Genomic DNA, 18,092 nt, shown 5'->3' with positions numbered 1-18,092 from the left:
GTGGTGCGCTTATTCGCCGATGGTGAGCAGCGAGGCGTTGCCGCCAGCGGCGGTGGTGTTGATGGTGAGCGTGCGCTCGCCGGCAAAACGCAGCAGGTAGTGCGGTCCGCCGGCCTTCGGGCCGGTGCCCGACAGGCCTTCGCCGCCGAACGGCTGCACGCCGACCACCGCGCCGATCTGGTTGCGGTTGACGTAGCAGTTGCCCACGCGCGCACGGCTCTGGATGAACTCCACCGTGTCGTCGATGCGGCTGTGAATGCCGAGCGTGAGGCCGTAGCCGGTGGCGTTGATCTGCTCGACAACCTTGGGCAACTCGTCGGCCTTCCAGCGGATCACGTGCAGCACCGGACCGAAGATTTCGCGGGTCAGCGTGGCCAGGCCCGGGATTTCGTACGCACGCGGCGCGAAGAACGTGCCGTGGCCGGTGGTGGCTGGATCGAGCGTCACTTCGCCGATCTTCTTCGCTTCCTTGTCCATGCGTGCGGCGTGGTCGACCAGGATCTTCTTCGCGTCCTCGTCGATCACCGGACCCACGTCGGTGGACAGCTGGCCCGGGTCGCCGACCTTCAGCTCGGCCATCGCGCCGGCGAGCATCGCGCTCACCTTGTCGGCGATGTCTTCCTGCACGAACAGCACGCGCGCCGCCGAGCAACGCTGGCCGGCGGACTGGAAGGCCGAAGAAATGACGTCCTTGACGATCTGCTCCGGCAGGGCGGAGGAGTCGGCGATCATCGCGTTCTGGCCGCCGGTTTCGGCGATCAGCGCAGCGATGGGTGCGTTGCGCGCGGCGAGCGCGCGGTTGATCGCCCACGCGGTTTCGGTGGAACCGGTGAAGGCCACGCCGGCCACGCGCGGGTCGCGCGTCAATGCAGCGCCGACGGTGGCGCCGTCGCCCGGAAGGTATTGCAGCACGTCGGCGGGCACGCCGGCTTCATGCAGCAGCTTCACGGCGACGTAGCCGATCAGGCTGGTCTGTTCGGCGGGCTTGGCGATCACGGCGTTGCCTGCCGCAAGCGCGGCGCTGACCTGGCCCAGGAAGATCGCCAGCGGGAAGTTCCACGGGCTGATGCAGACGAACACGCCACGGCCGTTCAAGAACAGTTGGTTGCTCTCGCCGGTGGGACCGGGCAACTGTTCCGGATGGCCAAACAGTCGGCGTGCCATGGTCGCGTAATAACGCAGGAAGTCGGCCGCTTCGCGGATTTCGGCGATGGCGTCGGGCAGGCTCTTGCCCGCTTCGCGCACGCACAGCGCGATGAATTCGCCACGGCGCGCTTCGAGTTGTTCGGCAGCGTGCTCGAGAATCGCTGCGCGGCTGGCGGCCGGCAGGCGGTCCCACGCGTGCTGTGCGTTGACGGCGTTGGCGAGAGCCTTGTCGACGGTGGCGCTGTCGGCGGTGACGTAGCTGCCCACGGTCTGGCGACGGTCGGCCGGATTGGTCACCTGCACGGTGGCGCCGGTGCTCTTGGCGCCGGGCACCAGCGGTTCGGCATTCCACGGGCCGCTCTTGCTTTGGATCGCCTCGGCGAGGGCCTTCAGTTCGTTGTCGTTGGAGAAGTTGACGCCCATGGAATTCTTCCGCAGTTCACCGTAGAGATTCACCGGCAGGGGGATGCGCGGGTGAGGAATGGAGGCAAAGGAGCGCACGGTCTCGCACGGATCGGCGACCAGTTCGCGCACCGGCAGCGTTTCGTCGACCACGCGGTTGACGAAGCTGGTGTTGGCGCCGTTCTCGAGCAGGCGGCGCACCAGGTAAGGCAGCAGGTCTTCATGCGTGCCCACCGGCGCGTACACGCGGCACGGCACGTTGAGGTTCTGCTTGCCGATCACTTCGGCGTAGAGGTCCGTGCCCATGCCGTGCAGGCGCTGGTATTCGTACGGACGGTTCTGCGCCAGGTGATGCACGGCGGCGATGGTGTGCGCGTTGTGCGTGGCGAACTGCGGATAGATCAGCTCGATGCCTGCGTCGAACAGCTTGCGTGCACACGCGAGGTACGACACGTCGGTGTTCGGTTTGCGCGTATACACCGGGTAACCACTGAGGCCGTTTTCCTGCGCGCGCTTCACTTCCGCGTCCCAGTACGCGCCCTTCACCAGTCGCACGTACCAGCGGCGGCCGCTGGCGCGCGCGGTTTCGATCAGCCAGTCGATGACGAACGGCGTGCGCTTGGAATACGCCTGCACCACGATACCCAGGCCGTTCCAGCCCTGCAGCGACGGATGCGCGAAGACGTCGCCGAGAATATCCAGCGAGAGTTCCAGGCGATCGGCTTCTTCCGCGTCGACGGAAAGCGCGATGCCGTGCTTCATCGCCAGCTGCGAGAGTTCGAGCAGCTTGGCGGTGAGGTCGCGACGGGCGATCTCGCGCTTGGCCACTTCGTAGCGCGGATGCAGCGCTGAGAGCTTCACCGAGATCGAGGGCGCATCGGTGTGGTTGGCGAACGGACCGCGCGAACCGATTGCGGCGATGGCGTTGCGGTAATCCTGCTGGTAGCGCTCGGCGGTTTCGCTGGTGAGCGCCGATTCGCCGAGCATGTCGTAGGAATAGCGATAGACCGCGTATTCCTTCTGCGCGCAGCGGTCCAGCGCCTCGCCGATGGTGCGGCCCATCACGAACTGGTGGCCCATGATGCGCATGGCCTGGCGCACGGCCAGACGAATCGCCGGCTCGCCCGCGCGACCCACCAGGCGACGCAGCGCGCCGGTGAAATCGTGGCGCGTTTCTTCTGACAGCGTCACCAACTTGCCGGTGAGCATCAGGCCCCAGGTGGAGACGTTGACGAACAGCGACTCGCTCTGGCCCAGGTGCTTCTTCCAGTTCGCATCGCCCAGCTTGTCGCGGATCAGCTTGTCGGCGGTGCTCTTGTCCGGAATGCGCAGCAGCGCCTCGGCCACGCACATCAGCAGCACGCCTTCTTCCGACGACAGGTCGTACTGGCGCATGAAGGATTCGACGGCGCTCTGGTCCTTGGCGCGCAGGCGCACACGGCTCACCAGGTCGGCCGCCAGATCGATCACCTTTTCGCGCTCGACGGGCGGCAGGGTGGCCTGGGCGAGCAGGTCGTTGACCGCTTCGGTCTCGTCGCGCAGCCAGTTGGCAGTGATGCGCGCGCGCGCCGGTTCGACGCCGGTCGGCAGTTCGGGGCTGAGGATAGGTTGTGTCACTTGGGCTTTAGCCGAAACGTTGGTGGGGCGGGGAATCGCGGAATTGTACGCGTGGGGGCATACGCACGCACCCGTACGCGGTGTTGCGGTGCGGCAGGCGCGCGGGCTGGCGCATACATATGTATGGGCGGCCTGGGGTCTGGGGAAGGGCGGGACCGCCCTGGTCGACGTTGTCATGCCGGTGGCACGGCGACACCGCAGATGTCACTGGCGTGTCGGGTGGGTCGACGTGCGATGCGTGGGCCGTGGCAAACGGTCGCACCCATGGCGTCGCGCGGTCCGCCCGTCGGCGCCGTTTGCGCTGTTCGTGGCGCAAACACGTGTTCCTCAAGGCGAACATCGCCTGCGTTGGCGTCTCATCGTGCGCACGAGCACGAACTTGCGCGTTCATCCCTGCTTCAAATCAAGCACATGCGGCATTGTTGCTCCCCGATGCGCTCGCGGCCTATCATGCCTGCGTTCCAGGCACGCCGGGTTCTCATGATCGTGCTTCGACCAGCAGCAGCCGGCTTGCCGTGCGCAACGATGTGGCTCAAGCCCAATCGTGCCCTGAGCCGACGCGACCTGCGTCGATTGATCGGAGTTCTGGCGGCGCTGGCGCTGACGACGGCCGTGTTGGGAGCATGGCAGGGGAATGTCTTCGCTCCTTTGTTTGCATTGGTCGAGTCTTCCGCGGTGGCTTTCGCCCTAGGCGTAGCCTGGCGGGCCGGCGACCGCAGCGAACGCATCACCCTCGACGAGTCGTCGCTGGAGGTGCAATCCCTGCCAGGTCGGCGCAGTGCGCGCTTTCCCACGTATTGGGTGCGCGTGCAGCTGCGGTCCGGCCAGGGAAGGGAACGTCTGCTGCTGGCATCGCATGGACGGGAGCTGGAAATCGGGGCTTTCCTCGGGGAAGAGGAGCGTGCCGAGCTGTCAAGGAAACTCATGGTGTTGCTGGCCGATATCCAACGTGGTCCGCAGCGCAGGTAGGTTCAACAAAGGGTGCATCACGACATGACATCTGGCGGCATCAAGCCTGGCAGCATCAAGCGAGCAGTGGCGGCAAGCGCACTCTTCGCCCTCACCATGTTCGGCGGCGTGGCTTTGGCCAATCCGCAGCCAGGGCAGTTGAACATGACCCGCGGCGCCTCCGAGTGGTCGCCCGAGGCCTACTTCCTCAACAACGTTGCCCTCGGCGTGTGCGTCGTGATCGGCATCCTTGTGTTCGGCGCGATGTTCATCGCGATGTTCCGCTTCCGCAAATCGCGCGGCGCGGTGGCCGAAAAGTGGTCGCACAACACCACGCTCGAAATCGTGTGGACCACCATCCCCGTCATCATTCTGATCGTGCTGGCCTATCTCGCCACGGGCGGCCTGCGCACGTTCGCCGACACCACCGGCTCGCAGATGACCGTGAAGGTCACCGGCTACCAGTGGAAGTGGCGCTACGACTACGTCGACTACAAGGGCAAGGCGATCGAGAAGGTCGGCTTCATGTCCAAGCTCGATCGCGAGAGCGACGAGACCCGCCAGCTCAATTCGGGCCTGGACCCGAACGCGGTGAAGGTGGGCAACGAGAACACCTACCTGCTCAACGTGGACAAGCCGCTGGTGGTGCCGGTGGGCACCAAGATCCGCTTCGTCATCACGGCCGGCGACGTGATCCACTCGTGGTGGGTGCCGGCGCTGGGCTGGAAGATGGATGCCATCCCGGGCATCGTCAACGCCGCCTGGACCAACATCACCGAGCCGGGCGTATATCGCGGCCAGTGCGCCGAGTTGTGCGGCCAGGACCATGGCTTCATGCCGATCGTGGTGCAGGCGCTGCCCAAGCCCGAGTTCGAGAAGTGGCTGGCCGAGCAGGAGGCCGAGGCCAACAAGCCGCAGCAGCCGGCGCAGCCTGCCGCTCCGGCGCCGGCTTCCACCGCTGCCGCGCCGACCACGGCGCAGGCGACCGACGCACCTGTTTCCCAGGGCCATCAGGGCTGAGCGATCAGCTTCTTCACAGCATTCGTATTTAGGTAGAGGTGTAAGGCATGGCCCACGCAGCTACAAACGATCATCATCACGACGATCATCACGGCGCGCCGAAAAATTTCTTTGTCCGTTGGTGCATGTCCACCAACCACAAGGACATCGGCACGCTGTACCTGGTGTTCTCGCTCCTGATGTTCTTCATCGGCGGCAGCTTCGCGATGGTGATACGCGCGGAGCTCTTCAAGCCCGGCCTGCAGCTGGTGCAGCCGTACTTCTTCAACGAAATGACCACGATGCATGCGCTGGTCATGATCTTCGGCGCGGTGATGCCGGCCTTCGTGGGCCTGGGCAACTGGATGATCCCGCTAATGATCGGTGCGCCGGACATGGCCTTGCCGCGCATGAACAACCTGTCGTTCTGGATCCTGCCGTTCGCCTTCTCGCTGCTGCTTTCCACGCTGTTCCTTCCGGGCGGTGGCCCCGCCGGCGGCTGGACGATGTATCCGCCGCTGTCGCTGCAGGGTGACTCGGTGGCGTACCTGGTGTTCGCGGTGCACTTGATGGGCATCAGCTCCATCATGGGCGCGATCAACATCATCGCCACCATCCTCAACATGCGCGCGCCGGGCATGGATCTCCTGAAGATGCCGGTGTTCGTGTGGAGCTGGCTGATCACGGCGTTCCTGTTGATCGCGGTGATGCCGGTGCTGGCCGGCGCGGTGACCATGCTGCTCACCGACAAATACTTCGGCACCAGCTTCTTCAACGCGGCTGGCGGTGGCGACCCGGTGCTGTTCCAGCACATCTTCTGGTTCTTCGGTCACCCCGAGGTCTACATCATGATCTTGCCGGCCTTTGGCTTGGTCTCCGAGATCATCCCGACCTTCGCGCGCAAGCCGATCTTTGGTTACAAGGCGATGGTGTTCGCCATCGCGTCCATCGCATTCCTGTCGTTCATCGTGTGGGCGCACCACATGTTTGCGGTGGGTCTGCCGCTGGGCGGCGAAATCTTCTTCATGTACGCCACCATGCTGATCGCGGTGCCGACCGGCGTGAAGGTGTTCAACTGGGTCAGCACCATGTGGGGCGGCTCGATGACGTTCGAAACGCCGATGCTGTTCGCCATCGCGTTCGTCATCCTGTTCACCATCGGCGGCTTCTCGGGCCTGATGCTCGCGCTCGCTCCGGCCGACTTCCAGTATCACGACACCTACTTCGTGGTGGCGCACTTCCACTACGTGCTGGTGACCGGTGCGATCTTCGCGATCATCGCGGGTACGTACTACTGGCTGCCGAAGTGGACCGGCCACATGTATTCGGAAACGTGGGGCAAGATCCACTTCTGGAACAGCGTGATCTGGGTGAACGTGCTGTTCTTCCCGCAGCACTTCCTGGGCCTGGCCGGCATGCCTCGCCGCATTCCCGACTACAACGTCGCGTTCGCCAACTTCAACATGATCAGCTCCATCGGCGGCTTCCTGTTCGGCGCCTCGCAGCTGATCTTCCTGGGCGTGATCATCCACGCGGTGTGGTTCTCCAAGAAGAAGGCACCGGATCGCGTGTGGGAAGGCGCCAAGGGCCTGGAGTGGACCCTGCCGTCGCCCGCGCCGTACCACACGTTCGATGTGCCGCCGGTCATCCATGATGACGAACTGGCACACGGCCACGTCGAAGATTGATCCAAGCATTGCCGCTCCGGTTTCGCGCCGGAGCGGAAGGAAGCGAAACGATGAACCAGCCGTCTACGACAACGATTGAGCAGGCCCGCAAGAAAGGTGTGCGACTCACCGTCACGGTGGTTGGCAGCATCGCGTTTGCGATCTTCGTGCTCTCGCTGTTGCAGGGGCTGAAGTACTCCTGACGCAACCGCTGCCGTATTCCTCCGCGGTGTCGAGCAGGCATCACGGGTTGCAGCCCGCGCGACCATTGCACGGGCGGAAGTTGACAGAGCATTCCATAGGGATCTCAGCATGGCTCAGCAAGAAGGCGTTTATTTCGTTCCATCCAAGAGCCAGTGGCCGATCGTGGCCGCGGTGGTCATGTTCGTCACCGTGCTCGGTGCCGCGCACTGGCTGAATGCGCCTCCGGGTGAGGCGGGCTTCGGCAAGACGATGCTGAGCATCGGCTTCGTCGGCATCCTGCTGATGTTCTTCGGCTGGTTCCGCTCGGTGATCCGCGAGTCGCTCGCGGGCAACTACAACAACCAGGTGGACCGCTCGTTCCGCATGGGCATGATGTGGTTCATCTTCTCCGAGGTGATGTTCTTCGCCGCCTTCTTCGGCGCGCTGTTCTACGCCCGCATGTTCGCGGTGCCGTGGCTGGGTGGCGAAGGTCATGGCGTGCTCACCCACCAGTTCCTGTGGAGCGACTACGCCGCTTCGTGGGGTGCTGGCGGCGGTGGTGGTCCGGAGCGCATCGGCGGCAGTTTCGAGACGGTGGCGCCCTGGGGCCTGCCGCTGCTCAACACGCTGATCCTGCTCTCCTCCAGCGTCACGGTGACCATCGCGCATCACGCGCTGAAGGCCGGCCATCGCGGCAAGATCCTCCTGTTCCTCGGCCTCACCGTGCTGCTCGGCGCCACCTTCCTGTGGTTCCAGGCGCACGAATACATCGAGGCGTACAAGGAGCTCAACCTCACGCTGCAGAGTGGCGTGTATGGGTCGACCTTCTTCATGCTCACCGGCTTCCACGGCATGCACGTGACGCTGGGCACGATCATGCTGGCGATCATCTGGCTGCGCGTGGCCAAGGGCCATTTCACCAAGGAACACCACTTCGCGTTCGAAGCGGTGGCCTGGTACTGGCACTTCGTCGACGTGGTGTGGCTGGGCCTGTTCATGTTCGTCTACATCCTCTGAGACGCTGGCGCGTCGCAGCAAAAAGCCCGCCGGAAGGCGGGCTTTTTTGTGGGGCTCCCGTGCTCGCCTGCGTGGTGGGTGCGTTGCGCAAAACAAAGGCCCGCCGATCGGCGGGCCTTGGGTGGAACCGGATGTCGCAGCGAGGCGTCAGCGGCGGCAGGACGCTACAATTACTGGCCCACGCCGTGCGGGTGAAGCCAGCCCATCCAGATGCCGAACACCACCATCAGGATGAGCAGCACCGACAACCCGATGCGGCGCGTCAGCGCCCACACCGTGCGCTTGCTGCCTTCCTTGTCGGTCATCATGAAGTACAGGGCCTGACCAAGATTGAACAACACCACCAGCAGCAGAATCACCAGCGCATATTTGTAGATGGTTTCCACGTGATCGGTCCGAACGTTTTTGACAACCCGAGTATAGCGGCCGTGCGCGGTGCCACCGCGTGAAGTGGCTGCGCCGTCCGTCGTGGTTCGCGCTGCTGCTCACTGCGGTTAGTGCCTTGCTGTTCATACGTTTGGGCGTGTGGCAGCTGCATCGCGCCGACGAGAAGGAAGCGATTCTGCGACGGTATGCCACAGCGGAAACCGCAGCACCGCGCGACTTTGCCGCGTTGGCCTCGAATCCCCCCATGGATGCCTTTGCGCGCGTCGACGTGCGCGGCGAATACCTCGCCGGCCGGCTCTATCTGCTGGACAATCCCAAGCACGACCAGCGCGGTGGCGTGGAAGTCTATGCGCCTTTCCGTCCACACAACGGTGATCGCCTGCTGCTGGTGGATCTGGGTTTTCTTCCGGGCAACGGCACCGACCAGGCGCCGCAGTTGCCGGCGATGGCCATCGGTGAGCAATCCTTGCATGGCCTCTACGTGCCGCCGCCGGGCGTGGGTTTCGAAATTGGCGGCAACGCGCTGGCGCGCCAGACGCAGTGGCCCAAGACCACCGTCTATCTCGACCTGCCGCAGGTCGCCGCCGATCTTGGCACCGCGCTGTACCCGCACGTGCTCTCGCTCGATGCCGAGCCGTCATCCATCTACGTGCGCGAGCACACCATCGATTTCTCGGCGATGCCGCCTGCGCGCCATCGTGCCTACGCGTTCCAGTGGTTCACCTTCGCCGTGGCGGTGGTGGTGATCCTGCTGGTATTGCATCGTCGTCGTCCCAACCGACCGGACAAGTCATGAATACACCCGATCCTGCCGCACTGCGCGCAAGCCGACGAAAACTGCTGTTGATCATGTTGGTGTTTGCGGCGCCGATCGTGGCAGCCATGCTGCTCACGTTCGCGGGCTGGCAGCCGTCCGGCAAGGCGAATGGCCAGCCCATCACGCCGCAGCGCAATTTCGCGGCCGAACAGGTGCCTGTATCGCTCACTGACGGAAACACCTGGGATTGGCGCGCGAAGGAACCACGACTCACCCTGATCGCCTTGGCTGGGCCTGGTTGCGCAAAGCAGTGTCTCGACGTGCTGACCAAGATGGCCGCGGCGCGCCTCACGCTCAACCAGAACGCTCCGCGCCTGCGTCTGCTCTATATCGGCCGGCCGCCGGTAGATGCCGTTGCCACCGGCATGACGAATTACTGGAAGCTGGGCCAGGACTCGATGGGTGCCCTGGCGCCGTTCACGCCCACCACGCCTGACAGCGTGAACGCGCTGCTGGTGGAATCCGATGGCACAGCGCTCTCGTTCTATCCTGCCGGCTTCGATCCCACCGGCTTGCGCAAGGACCTCCAGAAGGTGATCCGTTGATGACCAGCCGTTCCCTTAACGTGCTGCGTGGCCTTGCCTTGCTCGCTGCCGTGTTCGCCTTTGGCGTGGTGATGTTCGGTGCGTTCGTGCGCCTCTCCAATGCGGGCCTGTCGTGCCCCGACTGGCCGACCTGTTACGGTCGCGCCGCGTGGCCCGAGCAACAGCACGAGATCGCGCAGGCGAACCAGGCCTTCCCGGATCGTCCCTACGAAACGCACAAGGCATGGCGTGAACAGGTGCACCGCTTCCTCGCCGGCACGCTGGGCACGCTGGTGTTCGCGCTCGCGTTGATCGCCAGCTGGCGCAAGCCGTGGGCGCGTTTCGCAGTGATCGCGGGCGCCATCTTCGCGGCCGTGGGCGTGGCCATGTACATCAAGGGCGAGCATCACTGGTCTCTGCTGGTGTCGTTGCTCGCCATCGGCTTGCCGCTTGCAGCGGCGATGGGTCTGCATCGCCCAGGCGCGTGGCGCATCAGCGTGCTGGCGCTGTCGGTGGTGGTGTTCCAGGCAATGCTCGGCATGTGGACGGTGACGCTGCTGCTGAAACCCATCGTGGTCATGGGGCATCTGATGGGCGGCATCACCACCTTTGCGTTGCTCGCGTATGCCGCGTTGCGTTTCGCCGGTTGCGGTGCGAATGACGACAGCTATGCGGACCTTCGCAGGGCGGTGGTGCTCGGCATCGTGCTGTTGCTGGCGCAGATCGCGCTGGGCGGATGGACCTCGTCCAACTACGCCGCACTCGCCTGCGGCACGGATTTTCCCAAGTGCCTGGGCCAGTGGGCACCCGCCACCGATTTCCGCGAAGGCTTCGTGCTGTGGCGCGGCATCGGCGTGAACTACGAAGGCGGCGTGCTCGACATGGCCGCGCGCAGCGCCATCCAGATTACGCATCGCCTCGGTGCGCTCGTGGTGTTCTGCTACCTGGCGTGGTTGTCGCATCGCGTGTCGCGTCGCGGTTTGCGTTCGTTGGGCCTGGCCATTGCCATCGTGCTGGTGACGCAGGTGCTGCTGGGCATCAGCAATGTGCATTTCGGACTGCCGCTGCCGGTGGCGACGCTGCACAATGGCGTGGCCGCCTTGCTGCTGTTCACCCTGCTGGCAGCGCTGGCGCGCACGCAGAAGCGTCATGAGGACGCGATGTTTCTTTCCCACGGATACCGATGACGATGAGCAGCCGTTTCCATGAGTACCTGGAACTGACCAAGCCGCGCGTCGTCGCGCTGCTGGTGTTCTGCGCCGTGATCGGCATGTTCCTCGCCGTGCCCGGCATGCCGCCGTGGCGCGCGCTGGTGTACGGCACGCTGGGTATCTGGATGGCCTCGGGCTCGGCGGCCGCGTTCAATCACCTCATCGATCAGCGCATCGACAAGGTGATGGCGCGCACCGCGCATCGTCCGCTCGCCACGGGGCATCTCAAGCCGCATCAGGTGCTGATCTTTGCGCTCGCGCTCGGTGCGCTGTCGATGGTGATACTCGTCGTGCTGGTGAATCCGCTCACGGCGTTGCTCACGTTCTGCGGATTGATCGGCTACGCGGTGATCTACACGGCGTATCTCAAGCGTGCCACGCCGCAGAACATCGTGATCGGTGGCCTTGCCGGCGCGATTCCGCCGGTACTGGGCTGGACCGCCGTCACGGGCGCGCTGCATCCGTTCGCGCTGCAGTTGTGCCTGATCATCTTCGTGTGGACGCCACCGCACTTCTGGGCGCTGGCGATCTTCCGCCGCGACGATTACTCACGCGCGCAGGTGCCGATGCTGCCGGTGACGCATGGCGTGGTGTTCACGCGCTGGCACGTGTTGTTCTACACGATCCTGCTGGTGCTGGTGACGTTGCTGCCTGCGCTGACGGGATACAGCGGGATGGTGTATTTGGGGGGCGCTGCGGTGTTGGGCGCGGGTTTCCTTTATTACGCCGTGCGTTTGCTCAATCCGCCGGATGAGTTTTTCGCGATGAAGGTGTTCAATTATTCCATCGTGTATCTGATGGCGTTGTTTGCGTTCTTGCTGGTGGATCATTGGGTGATGGAGCCGTTGATTCAGCATCAGGGTGTGGTGTTTGAGCGCTCGGTTTGAGCCCGCCTTTCTGCTCGTCATTCCGGCGTAGGCCGGAGGCGCCTTTCAACAGACGAAGGTCTCCTTGCTCGTCATTCCCGCGAAGGCAGGAGGCGCTTTTCAACAGCCGAAGGCTGGTCATCCAGTGACTTTGCTCTTGGTTATGGCGGCAGCGTTGCTGTCGCTCTTATGCAGCGCTGCTGCGATCTGGCCGCCTACGCGGCGGGCGTTTCGATCGGCTGCCGCCGCTCGAGTCACTTTTCTTTTGCTGGCCCAAAAGAAAAGTAACCCAAAGAAAATGGCCTTTAGAGCTAAAGGCTCATAGCGTTCTGTTGAATACGAGCCTTGGAGCTTGTTGCAGCTCGGCACGTCACGATCTCCCTAATGAATGTTGCGGCTACACCGCCACGCGTCCAAGCGAAGAGGACTTAAAGCGGAACGGCGCTACGCGTCCTCTTGGCTGCACGACTTGGGTTCTTGCTTAGCACTGCACTTCTCCCTCTCCCCGCAGGGGAGAGGGGCGGGGAGAGGGGCGGGTGCTCGCGGACGCGTCGCTACTTCGAGCTTTGGCTTTGGCTTTGGCTTTCGCATTTGCTTCTGCTCTTGGCTCTGTGGGGTCCCCGTAACCCGCCCGCGAACCTGAAGGGCTGAAAGCCCGGAAGGCGCGTCATCCGGGGTGCTCTTTCTTTTGGCATTGCCACCATCTCGGTGGTTACTTTTCTTTGAGCAAGCAAAGAAAAGTGACCCGGCCTCCGGCAGGAGGACGGAAGCCCGCCGCAGGCGAGCCAGGTCGCGATCACGCGACAACGAAGCGATGTCGAGGCCGAGTGGCCCGTTGTCGCCAACACAAGCCGCCCATCCAAAGAACCAACAAGCCCTCACCGGCTCGGCGCAGCGCCAACAGCCCATCACGCCAAAACCACACCCCGACCCACTTCGTGACCGCAACAACTTTCGCCCCCCAATTCACCGTCACAGGGTTGACACTTGCGCACCGCAGCAAGACAATTCGCCCGCTACCGGGCGTTACACGCCCTAAGTGGCCTCTGTCCTATCAACCCAAGGCATATGGACGTTTACCCTAGTCGCAACGTCGACATCCGCGAGCATCGGGTGCCGGCATTGCATAACAAGCTGATTTGCTGCGGCGACCGCCTGCGGTCGGCTGGCGCTTTCCTCGACTAGGGAAGACCGGCCCACCTCTGATGGCGCCGTTGGCGCCGTTAACGAGGAGAAAGGGCCATGAAGCTCCTTCGCGAATTCTTCCGTCTGCGTGTCGCACCCCGCGCGCTGGCGAGCCGTCGTGCCGATACCCGCCGTACCTGGACGATCACCGTGCCCGCCCCGCTGGGTGAAGCGAAGGTGACCCCGCCGTCCGACTTGCATCACCGTCTTTCCGACGCCCCGCGCGGCCATCAGGTCGTGCGCAGGCAGGAACATGCTATTTCGCAAGCGCATCGTCATCTGCAGCTGGTATCCAGTCTCTGATGAAGACCTCGCCGCGCCTCGAGCTGCCGTGCAAGGGCTGGCCCCCACCAGTCCGCTGGCATCGATTGCGACGAAGTTCGTAGCGCAGGCATTGGCGTCACGCGCGGGTTAGATCCCGCCGGCTCGCTGGTCCGGCTCAGATGTCACCGATTTCACGGAAGCGAGTCATGTTGAAGCACTCCACCCAGTCCGTCTCAGGCAAGGCGGCCGGCACGAGCGCCGCCACGCCGGTGCGCGTGGCCGTGGCGCAGGAAGCGTTCCGCCACAACGAGGCACTGTACGCGGCGCTCGACACCAGCGCCGCCGGTCTGAACGAAGAGCAGATCTCCGAGCGCCTGGACCGTGACGGCCTCAACGAGGTCTCGCACGAGAAGCCGCCGCACTGGACAGTGCAGCTGCTCACGGCGTTCAAGAACCCGTTCATCATCGTGCTGCTGGTGCTGGCCATCGTGCAGCTGGCCACGGACAGCTCCGACCTCACGGGCCCGATCATCATCGCCGTGATGGTGGGCATCAGCGTGGTGCTCAGCTTCACCCAGGAATACCGTTCGTCGAAGGCCGCCGAGAAGCTCAAGGCGATGGTGCGCAACACCGCCACGGTGACGCGCCGCGCGTCGGACGGCCACAGCGAGCGCATCGAAGTGCCGGTGAGCGAGCTGGTGGCCGGCGACATCGTGCATCTCGCCGCCGGCGACATGGTGCCCGCGGACCTGCGCCTGGTTTCGGCGAAGGATCTGTTTATCAGCCAGGCCATCCTCACCGGCGAATCGCTGCCGGTGGAGAAGTCCGCGCCTGCGCACCTGCATGGCACCGACGAAATGGAAGGCGGGTCGCACGGCGACAATCCGCTGGACCTGCCCACCGTCTGCTACATGGGCACCAACGTGGTGAGCGGCAGCGCCACCGCCGTGGTGGTGGCCACCGGCGCACGCACCTACCTGGGCTCGCTGGCGCGCACCATCGTGGGCGAGCGCGTGCAGACCAGCTTCGATCGCGGCGTGAACAGCGTCAGCTGGCTGCTGATCCGCTTCATGCTGGTGATGGTGCCCATCGTTCTTGCCATCAACTGGTACGACAAGGGCAGTTTCTGGGAAGCCTTCCTGTTCGCGCTCTCCGTGGCCGTGGGCCTCACGCCGGAGATGCTGCCGCTGATCGTCACCGCGAACCTCGCCAAGGGCGCGTTGGCGATGTCCAAGCGCAAGGTGGTGGTGAAACGCCTCAACGCGATCCAGAACTTCGGCGCGATGGACGTGCTGTGCACGGACAAGACCGGCACGCTCACGCTCGACAAGATCGTGCTCGAGCGTCACCTTGATCTGTACGGCGAAGAGTCGGACGAAGCGCTGGAATACGGCTATCTCAACAGCCGCTTCCAGACCGGTCTGAAGAACCTGATGGACAAGGCGGTGCTGACGCATCGCGACCTGGAAGTGGTCGCACAGCACTACCGCATCGTCGACGAGATTCCGTTCGACTTCCAGCGCCGCCGCATGTCGGTGGTGCTGGGCAACGGCGACGGCAACGAGCTGCTGGTGTGCAAGGGCGCGGTCGAGGAAATGCTCTCGATCTGTTCCTCCGCCAAGACGGAGGACGCGATCGTTCCGATGACGGACGAGATGCGCGCCGAGATCAAGGCGATGACGCGCGGTCTCAACGAGGATGGCCTGCGCGTGCTGGTGGTCGCCATCAAGCGACAGCCGCCGGCCGGCCGCGCCTATGGCGTGGCGGACGAAAGCAACCTCATTGCGGTGGGCTGCCTGGCCTTCCTCGATCCGCCGAAGGACAGCGCGGCCACTGCCATCGCAGCGCTGCATCACCACGGCGTCGAAGTGAAGGTGATCACCGGTGACAACGAGGCGGTGACGCGCAAGATCTGCCGCGAGGTGGGCCTGGACGTGGAGCACTCCGCGCAGGGCAAGCACATCGAGCCGCTGAGCGACGACGAGCTGGATGCGCTGGTGAAGCGCACCACCGTGTTCGCCAAGATGTCGCCGCTGCAGAAAGCGCGCGTGGTCAAGTCGCTGCAGCGCCAGGGTCACACCGTGGGCTTCCTCGGCGACGGCATCAACGATGCGCCGGCACTGCGCGAAGCGGACGTGGGCATCTCGGTGGACACGGCCACGGATATCGCCAAGGAATCGGCGGACATCATCCTGCTCGAAAAGAACCTGATGGTGCTGGAAGAAGGCGTGATCGAAGGTCGCATCACCTTCGGCAACATCATCAAGTACATCAAGATGACCGCCAGCTCCAACTTCGGCAACATGTTCTCGGTGCTGGTGGCCAGTGCCTTCCTGCCGTTCCTGCCGATGCTGCCGCTGCAGATCCTGGTGCTGAACCTGCTGTACGACATCTCGCAGCTGTCCATTCCGTTCGATCGCATGGACGACCAGTACCTGCGCAAGCCACGCAAGTGGGACGCCAGCGACATCGGCCGCTTCATGGTGTGGATTGGCCCGGTGAGCTCGATCTTCGACATCACCACGTTCCTGCTGCTGTGGTACGTGTTCGGCGCGAACTCGAACGAGCACCAGGCGTTCTTCCAGTCGGGCTGGTTCATCGAAAGCCTGCTCACGCAGACGCTGATCGTGCACATGATACGCACGCGCCGCATTCCGTTCCTGCAGAGCATCGCCTCGGCGCCGGTGTTGGCGCTGACCACGGCCATCATCATCATCGGCATGCTGATTCCGTTCACGCCGGTGGGTGGCAAGCTGGGCATGGTGCCGCTGCCGGGCGTGTATTTCGGCTGGCTCGCGCTGACCGTCTTCACGTATTGCGTGCTCACGCAGCTGGTGAAGCTGGTTTACATCAAGCGATACGGTCGCTGGTTGTGAGGTGAGGGCGCGGCGGCAACGGCGCCGCGCCTCCGTTGCTCCCTTTGGGAGTGCGCCGCAATGACGGCGAAGATGTCGTGCGTCGCTTCGAAGCGTGTTCAGGACGTCGCCCTCGATTCCACCAAAGACTCCCGCAAGGAAGTCCGCGGATGCTCCACGCGTCCGATCTACTCCAAGGAGGCCTCGCCATGAAAGGCACCTTCGCTCTTCTCGACATCGCCGGCTACGTCGCCCTGCTGCTGTGGGGCACGCACATGGTCACCAGCGGCGTGCTGCGCGGCTATGGCAGTGCGCTGCGTCGCTGGATGGGTCGCTATCTCGGCCATCGTCCGGCGGCGCTGGGCTTCGGCGTGTGCGTCACCGCAATTCTCCAGAGCAGCACGGCGACCGGCCTGATGGCCACGTCGTTTGCCGCCAGCGGCTTTCTCGGTCTCGCGCCGGGACTGGCTGTGATGTTGGGCGCCAACGTGGGCACCACGCTGATCGTGCAGGTGATGTCGTTCGACATCGCGGTGGTGGCGCCGGTGTTGATCCTCATCGGCTTCACCATCCATCGCCGTACCGACGACGTGAGTTTCGAAAACATCGGCCGCGTCTCCATCGGCCTTGGCCTGATGCTGCTGGCGCTTCACTTGCTGGTGGGCGCGATGGCGCCGGTGGAGAACGCGCAGTTGCTGCGCGCCATCCTGCAGAGCCTGGCGAGTGAGCCGGTGCTGGCGATGCTGGTGGCCGCCGTGCTCACCTGGGCCTGCCACTCCAGCGTGGCGGTGGTGCTGCTGATCGTGTCGCTGGCGAACGCAGGCGTGGTCGATACGTCGGGCGCGCTGGCGCTTGTACTGGGCGCGAATCTGGGCGGCACCATTCCCGCGCTGATGGAGGCGCATACGCCGGTGGCGCGCCGCCTGCCGATGGGCAACCTGATGGTGCGAGCCTTCGGTTGCATCGTGTGCCTGCCCATGTTGCCGCTGCTTGCGCACTGGCTTGCGCCGCTAGGTGCCTCGCCGGCGCGCATCGTGGTGAATTTCCATACAGCATTCAATCTTGTACTCGCGCTGATCTTCATCGTGCCGGTGGATGGCCTGGCGCGACTGCTCGTGCGCCTGCTTCCCGAGCCGCCCAAGCCCAACGATCCGGGCGTGCCGCAATACCTCGACGAGGGCGCATTGGAATCGGCCAACGTGGCGCTGGCCAATGCCGCGCGCGAATCCATGCGCATGGCCGACATGGTGGAAGGCATGCTCACGGGACTGGTGGAGGTGTTCGGCAAGGACGATCGCTCGCGTGCCGCCGCCGTCGGCCGGATGGATTCCTCGCTCGACCGCCTCGGCATGGCCATCCGCGAGTATCTCGCCGACCTCGGCGGCGAAGCCTTGAACGAGGAGGATGGCGAGCGCAGCCAGGAGATCCTCGCGTTCGTCATCAACATCGAACACATCGGCGACATCACCGCCAACAACCTGATGGAATTCGCCGCCAAGAAGGCGGAACGCGGCCAGGATTTTTCGGCCGAGGACATCCAGGACCTGGCCTTGATGCATGCGCAGGTAATGGAAAGCCTGCGCCTGGGCCTCACCGTGTTCCTGCGCGGCGATGTGCGTGCCGCGCAGCAGTTGCTGGCGCGCAAGGAAGTGCTGTGGAAGCTGGAGAACGAAGCGTCGGAGCGTCACATCCGCGCGCTGCGTGAACGTCGCGATGGCGGCGGTGGCGGAGACGTCTATCTGCGCATCCTGCGTGACCTCAAGCGCATCCACTCGCATCTCGCGGCACTGGCCTACCTGCCGCTGGAGCGCGCCGGCCTGTTGCAGGATCGTCTCGTGCGAGAGCCCGCGACGACCTGACGTAAGCCTTCTTAGATAACGTACTCAACTTGTAACGGAGCAACGGCACATTGGATCCGGACCCATCGACTGACATCGAAAATTCTTGCTGACCACGTCGACCCCGCTCCTGCGTCCGCTCCCTCCGGAGTGACACCCGCACGCG

The 18,092-nt window shown here is 64.2% G+C and carries 14 protein-coding genes; 12 read left to right on the top strand and 2 right to left on the bottom strand.

Translation table 11 applies throughout. The features are described from left to right. Positions 1 to 9: 9 nt before the first annotated feature. Positions 10 to 3,165, bottom strand: coding sequence for a bifunctional proline dehydrogenase/L-glutamate gamma-semialdehyde dehydrogenase PutA (putA, locus tag ABIC75_RS10125; protein WP_354013698.1), 3,156 nt, complete (start codon positions 3,163 to 3,165; stop codon positions 10 to 12). A gap of 525 nt (positions 3,166 to 3,690) precedes the next feature. Between putA and ABIC75_RS10120 the strand changes: the two genes are divergently transcribed. The 5 genes from ABIC75_RS10120 (at position 3,691) to ABIC75_RS10100 (ending at position 7,979) form a co-directional block, all read left to right on the top strand. Continuing rightward, on the top strand, positions 3,691 to 4,134 hold the full coding sequence (locus ABIC75_RS10120; protein ID WP_354013749.1) for a DUF2244 domain-containing protein: 444 nt from the start codon (positions 3,691 to 3,693) through the stop codon (positions 4,132 to 4,134). 24 nt (positions 4,135 to 4,158) lie between these two features. Further along, complete coding sequence (coxB, locus tag ABIC75_RS10115) at positions 4,159 to 5,133, top strand: cytochrome c oxidase subunit II (RefSeq protein ID WP_354013697.1); 975 nt, start codon at positions 4,159 to 4,161, stop codon at positions 5,131 to 5,133. Positions 5,134 to 5,180: 47 nt separating this feature from the next. Then, positions 5,181 to 6,800 (top strand): cytochrome c oxidase subunit I, encoded by a 1,620-nt coding sequence (gene ctaD / locus ABIC75_RS10110; protein ID WP_354013696.1) that lies wholly within the window; start codon positions 5,181 to 5,183, stop codon positions 6,798 to 6,800. 50 nt (positions 6,801 to 6,850) lie between these two features. Continuing rightward, the gene (locus ABIC75_RS10105) at positions 6,851 to 6,982 is read left to right on the top strand and encodes a hypothetical protein (protein WP_354013695.1); all 132 of its coding nucleotides are present in this window, start codon (positions 6,851 to 6,853) and stop codon (positions 6,980 to 6,982) included. Positions 6,983 to 7,091: 109 nt separating this feature from the next. Then, positions 7,092 to 7,979, top strand: a complete 888-nt coding sequence (locus tag ABIC75_RS10100) for a cytochrome c oxidase subunit 3 (RefSeq protein WP_354013694.1) — start codon at positions 7,092 to 7,094, stop codon at positions 7,977 to 7,979. A gap of 170 nt (positions 7,980 to 8,149) precedes the next feature. Here ABIC75_RS10100 and ABIC75_RS10095 read toward each other — a convergent pair whose 3' ends face one another. After that, on the bottom strand, positions 8,150 to 8,365 hold the full coding sequence (locus ABIC75_RS10095) for a twin transmembrane helix small protein (protein WP_046971617.1): 216 nt from the start codon (positions 8,363 to 8,365) through the stop codon (positions 8,150 to 8,152). Between the two features lie 59 nt (positions 8,366 to 8,424). On the opposite strand from ABIC75_RS10095, the gene ABIC75_RS10090 reads away from it, so the two are divergent. From ABIC75_RS10090 to ABIC75_RS10060, 7 genes are all read left to right on the top strand, one after another. After that, positions 8,425 to 9,162, top strand: a complete 738-nt coding sequence (locus ABIC75_RS10090) for an SURF1 family protein (protein WP_354013693.1) — start codon at positions 8,425 to 8,427, stop codon at positions 9,160 to 9,162. Beyond that, positions 9,159 to 9,728, top strand: coding sequence for a hypothetical protein (locus ABIC75_RS10085; RefSeq protein WP_354013692.1), 570 nt, complete (start codon positions 9,159 to 9,161; stop codon positions 9,726 to 9,728). The genes ABIC75_RS10090 and ABIC75_RS10085 overlap by 4 nt, the downstream gene beginning before the upstream one ends. Beyond that, the gene (locus ABIC75_RS10080) at positions 9,728 to 10,894 is read left to right on the top strand and encodes a COX15/CtaA family protein (protein ID WP_354013691.1); all 1,167 of its coding nucleotides are present in this window, start codon (positions 9,728 to 9,730) and stop codon (positions 10,892 to 10,894) included. Before ABIC75_RS10085 ends, ABIC75_RS10080 begins: the two co-directional genes overlap by 1 nt. Further along, positions 10,891 to 11,805: a heme o synthase gene (gene cyoE / locus ABIC75_RS10075; RefSeq protein WP_354013690.1), complete on the top strand. Its 915-nt coding sequence runs from the start codon at positions 10,891 to 10,893 to the stop codon at positions 11,803 to 11,805. The genes ABIC75_RS10080 and cyoE overlap by 4 nt, the downstream gene beginning before the upstream one ends. Before the next feature lie 1,221 nt (positions 11,806 to 13,026). Further along, positions 13,027 to 13,272 (top strand): hypothetical protein, encoded by a 246-nt coding sequence (locus ABIC75_RS10070; protein ID WP_354013689.1) that lies wholly within the window; start codon positions 13,027 to 13,029, stop codon positions 13,270 to 13,272. Between the two features lie 167 nt (positions 13,273 to 13,439). Beyond that, complete coding sequence (gene mgtA, locus ABIC75_RS10065) at positions 13,440 to 16,109, top strand: magnesium-translocating P-type ATPase (RefSeq protein ID WP_354013688.1); 2,670 nt, start codon at positions 13,440 to 13,442, stop codon at positions 16,107 to 16,109. Between the two features lie 188 nt (positions 16,110 to 16,297). Then, positions 16,298 to 17,947 carry a Na/Pi cotransporter family protein gene (locus tag ABIC75_RS10060; RefSeq protein ID WP_354013687.1) on the top strand — a complete coding sequence of 550 codons (1,650 nt, stop codon included), beginning with the start codon at positions 16,298 to 16,300 and terminating at the stop codon, positions 17,945 to 17,947. Positions 17,948 to 18,092 lie beyond the last annotated feature (145 nt).

The sequence above is a fragment of the Dyella japonica genome (assembly GCF_040545895.1).
Taxonomy (GTDB): domain Bacteria; phylum Pseudomonadota; class Gammaproteobacteria; order Xanthomonadales; family Rhodanobacteraceae; genus Dyella; species Dyella japonica_D.
Note: the sequence above shows the minus strand (reverse complement) of the source record. Positions and strands in the feature narration are given on the sequence as shown.